Below are 5,561 nucleotides of genomic sequence, written 5' to 3'. Positions count from 1 at the left end.
AAATTCTTTTGAAATTATTGGAATCCAAAGGCGAAATTGTTTCCAAGCAAACTTTAGTCCAACAAATTTGGGGCAGATCATTTGATGCCAACACCAATACCATCGAGGTTTATATCAATTTCTTGCGTAAAAAAATTGATCGTCCATTTGGAAAAGAATCTATAAAAACCAGAATAGGTTACGGTTATTATTTTGAGGATTAATGAGTATTAGAAGGAAAATTTTACTGTACTTTTCTGCGACCATCATTAGTTTGTTGGGCATAACCCTGTTTTTTATTTACACGCTTTTTTACGAATACCGCGAAGAGGAATTTCAACAAAAACAGAAGCAGAAAATTACCTCTACCATCAAATTTCTGACGGAGATTAAACAGGCCGATGAATCTATTATCCAAGCTATGGATCGGATCAGCATTAATGAGTTTTATGACGAAAAACTTTTGATTTTTGATCATGCCAAAGAACTCATTTATTCCAGCATTGACGATTTGCAGATTCCTGAGAACGAGGTCAAGGACATCTTAAGTGTGCTGACTGTTGCCCATCCATGGTTGGAAACTAAGGATGATTTATACGATGTGGTTGGCGTGTACGTCAAGTATAACAACAACACCTACTACGGCATCAATAAGGCTTTTGATGAATCGGGATATTCTAAACTGGATTTCTTGCGCTATGTACTAATTTTTACTTTTTTGGGCATTGCACTAGTGGTTATTTTAATCGCTTATTATCTATCTCGAATTATAGCAGAGCCTATTGTCGATATTACCGAAAAAATCACAGATTATAATTTTGATACCCTTTATATTCCTATTGAAGTCAAACGTTCGGAGAATGAAATTGTCGTATTGGCTGAACAATTCAATAAGTTGATGAAACGGATGAAGGAAGCGGTTTCCTTTCAAAAACATGCCATCAATCATATTTCACATGAATTAAAAACACCGATCGCCGTCTTGGTTTCCAATTTTGAGCGCATGGAAAACGAAACAGATTTAGCGGTTTTAAAAGCGCAAATCGGGCGTCAAAAAGAAGATACTAAAAATTTAAGTGAGATTATTAATCTGTTATTGGAACTCTCTAAAACCGATGCTGGTCAAAGCATTCCGAAAACGAAAATCCGAGTGGATGAGCTTATTTTCGACACGATCGATGAATTGGCACAACTCTATCCAAATTTTGAGTTTTCATTGGATTATATGGGGCCGACGGATAATGAGGATTTTTTGACTATTCAAGGTTCTGCCCGACTGTTAAAGGCAGCTTTTATGAATCTCATGGTAAATTCCATTCATTACAGTTCTAACAATGAAGGGAATATTCATATTATAACTTCGCCGAATCAACTTCAAATCGACTTCATCAATAAAGGGCCAGTTATTACCACAGATGAACAAAAATATCTGTTTCAACATTTCTTCAGAGGGCAGAATAGCAAAGGCAAATCGGGGTTTGGTTTAGGGCTTGTTTTTATCCATAAAATTATTTCCCAGCACAACGGCGTTATTTCTTATACTACGGACGAAAAGAATTTAAATAACTTTTCTGTCATTTTTCCACTAGAGAATGTTTGATTTCCTAAAGAAACATTAAGCTAAACTTTATCCGTTTTAAGGTCTTTTTAAGGTCGTTTTTAAGTCTTTTGCCAACATGAAATGGAAAGATAAAAAACGAACTCGCAACATGCATTACTTCAAGGTGTATGTTTTAGTAGGCTTATTGATGAGCATAAACTCAGATGCATTTGCTCAAACTCAGCAAATCGATACTCTTAAATTAAGTCGGCAGCAGTATGAAGAAGTTTTCTTAAAGCAAAATCTGTTATTGCTGGCAGAAAAATTTAAAATTGACCAGGCAGAAGCTATGGTCTTACAAGCCAAACTTTGGCCCAACCCCAATTTATCGTTGGACGATGTGAACTTATGGGCCACCAACAAGCAGCTGTCTTATTTAGATGAACCCTTGCCGCAGGTGTTTGGAAGCGCTGCTAAAAACACCCAGTTTTCAGTGCAGTTGGAGCAACAGATCCTGACGGCTGGAAAACGTAAAAAGCAAGTTAACCTTGAAAAAGTAGGCGTCAATGTCGCTCAACAGGAATTTGAAGAGCTATTACGTCAATTAAAATACGATTTTAGAAACACCCTTACAGAGTTACAGTATTTGCAATTATATAGTAAGGTGTTTTTTAAGCAACGTGATTTGATTCAAAACCTTTTGCAAGCGTATAAAAAACAACTTGAAAACAATCATATCAGTAAGGGTGATTATATGCGACTTCAAACCTTGCAATTTGAACTGTCCAAAGAAATAAATGAGCTTTCCAAAGAGCGAAACGAAAAGGAAAAGGAGCTCAAGATTCTCCTAAGTCTGACAGGTCAAACCACTTTATTTGTATTGGAAGACGATTTCACGCCAGATCTTCAAAAACTTCAAAGTATCGCGCTATTAAATGTTCAAGATGAAATTTTAGCAAATAGACCAGACGTTAAGCTAACCGAGTTGGAAAATGAGCAGTTCAAGAGCTTGTTGATTTATGAAAAAGCACAAGCTATTCCAGATGTGAGTTTGAATGCCTCCTATGATCGCGGTGGTGGAGTTTGGCCGAGCTTCTTTGGCTTCGGTTTGTCCATCGACTTGCCTGTTTTTAATAGAAATCAAGGTGCTATTAAGCATGCACAATTGGGTATTGAAAATACAAGTCTGCGTTACAATGACATCCGTTTGCGTGCCCAAGCTGAATTCGATCAGAATTATAAAGATTTCCTCGCTGCAATAGCATTTTACGAAACGATCGATGTTGATTTTGAAAAGGATTTGGACGACATCTTTGAAAGTTACACCCGAAATTTTGTCAATCGCAACATCAGCATGTTGCAGTATTTAGACTTTCAACAGGCCTATCTGGAAAACAAAAAAATAATCCTCGAGTCCAAAAAAGAAATTCATCTCCATTTAGAAACACTTCAATATAGTATTGGAAAAGAAATTTAAAAATCATGAACGTATACAACTTTAAAAAAATGCATATCAAAAAAATAAATCGTTTTTATGTTTTTGCATGCCTGCTGATGCTTGTCAGTAGCTGTGCGCAAAATAAAAAAGAAATCGCAATAGTAGACAAAACAGGCTTTTGCCTCAATGACTTTATGAAAGACGATATCATAAAAGTGCCTGTTAAAAAAAGTCCGATTTCAGAGTCGATTTTGTTAAATTCCATTGTGGAAAACAACCCAGATAACCTCGTACATTTTGTGAGCTTGGTAAGTGGTGTCGTCACTAAAACCTATTTTACATTAGGCGAAGAAGTGAAAAAAGGACAGTTACTTTTAGAAATGATGAGTAGCGAATTAAGTAGTTTGAGTTCGCAAAAGACAAGCCTTCAATCTCAAATTCTGGTCGCACAACGGGAGTTGGAATCGGTTCAAGAAATGCATCACGATAAAATAGCTTCGCAACGGGATTTGATTGAAGCGCAAAGTAATCTTGATATTCTTAAAGCAGAATTACAAAATACAAATGCACAACTAAATTTATTCAGCGCGAGCAGTGAACGTGGCGTATTTCAGATAAAAGCACCAGCTTCAGGTACTATTATTATTAAAAATGTGGCTTCTGGAACACAAATTTCTGCAGAAAGTGATCCGCTTTTTACAATTTCCGATTTAAGTGAGGTGTGGATCATGGCCAATATTTATGCGGGTAATATTCCGTATGTCAAGAAGGATATGCCTGTGGAAATATCTGCTGTGGCTTATCCTAACGATTTGTTTTCTGGTAAAATCAGTTCCATTTCACAAGTTTTTGATGCCGATGAACGGGTTTTAAAAGCCCGTATCGTCATGGATAATACGGACGGCAAATTAATGCCGGGCATGCTTGTAGATGTGAAAGTTGAAAAGGAGGACGGCATCATGGCTAATGCAGCGCCAATAAATGCGCTGATTTTTGATAACAATCAACACTTTTTAGTGCTCTATAAATCGGATTGTGATATTGAGGTCAGAAAAGTGACTCCCAAAGTTCAAAATAGTACCCATGTTTTTTTAGAAAACACTATTGAAGAAGGCGAACAGATTATTGTGAAAAATCACTTGCTGATTTATAACCATTTAAAAGCCTTAAAATAAACACGATTCATGAAGAAATTTGTCCAAGGTATTGTTAGTTTTTCTTTAAAAAATTCCACGATTGTATTTTTCTTGACAGCTTTATTACTAGTTGCAGGAATCATCAATTATATCAAAATCCCCATTGAAGCCTATCCTGATGTGACGAGTACCAGAGCGCGAATTATCACGCAATGGCCAGGTAGAAGTGCTGAAGAAGTTGAAAAGTTTATTACGCTTCCGGTTTCTAAAGCCATGAACACCATCCCGAAAAAAGCAGAAGTGCGCTCCACGTCATTATTTGGGCTTTCGGTGGTGACAGTTATTTTTGATGATGATGTTGAAGATTTTTACGCGCAGCAATATGCCTCAAACAGGCTGCAAGGTTTAGCCTTGCCCGAGGGAAGTGATGCGGAAATTGAACCGCCTTCCGGAGCCACGGGTGAAATTTTTAGATATGTGGTTAAAAGTGATTTGCCTATTAAAGAAATATCGGCCATTCACGATTGGACTATTGAGCGCGAACTATTATCCGTTCCAGGTGTGACCGATGTGGCAAGCTTTGGTGGTGAAGAAAAGATTTATGAAATTCAAATTAATCCCAGCGAATTAAAAAACTACAACCTTTCGCCCTTAGATGTTTTTGAAGCAGTTTCTAAAAGCAACATTAATGTTGGCGGCGATGTGATTCAACGTGGCGATCAGGCTTACGCGGTTCGTGGTGTGGGTTTGTTGGAAAGTGTTGAAGATATTGAAAACATCCTGATTACGGTTAATGGCTCCACGCCAGTGTTGGTAAAACATGTGGCCGAAGTTGTTATTGGTGCTAAACCTCGATTGGGGCAAGTTGGTTTGGATGACGATGATGATTTGGTTCAAGGCATCGTGATTATGCTGCGTGGCGAAAACCCTGCGGATGTTATCGAAGGTTTGAAAAATCGAATCGAGGAACTGAACGCCCGTATTTTGCCTAAAAATGTCCAGATCGTTCCGTTTATCGATCGTTCAGAATTAGTAGATGCGACGGTAAGCACCGTAACTAAAAACTTGATAGAAGGCGTTGTTTTAGTCTCTTTGATTGTCTTTATTTTTCTCTACAATTGGCGCACGACTTTAATTGTGGCCTCAGTTATTCCGTTATCTTTTTTATTTGCCATTATCATGCTGCGCATTCAAGGATTGCCGGCAAACTTGATCTCAATGGGTGCTTTAGATTTTGGATTGCTTTTAGAGGGAACTTTGGTCATTGTGGAGTCGGTTTTTGTGTCCCTTCAGGTAAAGTCACGACTTATTGGGAAAGAAAAGTTTGCTAATATGTCTAAGTTGGGTATCATTAAAAAGAGTGTTGGTAAAGTTTCCACACCGATCTTCTTTGCATTATTTATTCTAATCATAGCTTTAATGCCAATTTTCTCTTTTCAGAAAGTGGAAGGGAAAATGTTTTCTCCTT

Annotated in this window: 5 protein-coding genes; all 5 read left to right on the top strand. The window is 37.4% G+C overall.

Translation table 11 applies throughout. The features are described 5' to 3' along the window. Positions 1 to 203 (top strand): winged helix-turn-helix domain-containing protein (locus ACOH2D_RS18255; RefSeq protein ID WP_449536172.1); only part of this gene is annotated, 203 nt, incomplete at its 5' end. Further along, positions 203 to 1,579, top strand: a complete 1,377-nt coding sequence (locus tag ACOH2D_RS18250) for a sensor histidine kinase (RefSeq protein WP_449536171.1) — start codon at positions 203 to 205, stop codon at positions 1,577 to 1,579. The genes ACOH2D_RS18255 and ACOH2D_RS18250, both read left to right, overlap by 1 nt. 76 nt (positions 1,580 to 1,655) lie before the next feature. After that, positions 1,656 to 2,996: a TolC family protein gene (locus ACOH2D_RS18245; protein WP_449536170.1), complete on the top strand. Its 1,341-nt coding sequence runs from the start codon at positions 1,656 to 1,658 to the stop codon at positions 2,994 to 2,996. Between the two features lie 29 nt (positions 2,997 to 3,025). Next, the gene (locus tag ACOH2D_RS18240) at positions 3,026 to 4,132 is read left to right on the top strand and encodes an efflux RND transporter periplasmic adaptor subunit (RefSeq protein WP_449536169.1); all 1,107 of its coding nucleotides are present in this window, start codon (positions 3,026 to 3,028) and stop codon (positions 4,130 to 4,132) included. A 9-nt stretch (positions 4,133 to 4,141) separates the two neighbouring features. Next, a partial coding sequence (locus ACOH2D_RS18235; protein ID WP_449536168.1) for an efflux RND transporter permease subunit occupies positions 4,142 to 5,561 on the top strand: 1,420 nt, incomplete at its 3' end.

This window comes from Gelidibacter sp., assembly GCF_053579655.1.
The sequence above is the reverse complement of the archived record's forward strand: the minus strand, read 5'-3'. Positions and strand labels throughout refer to the sequence as shown.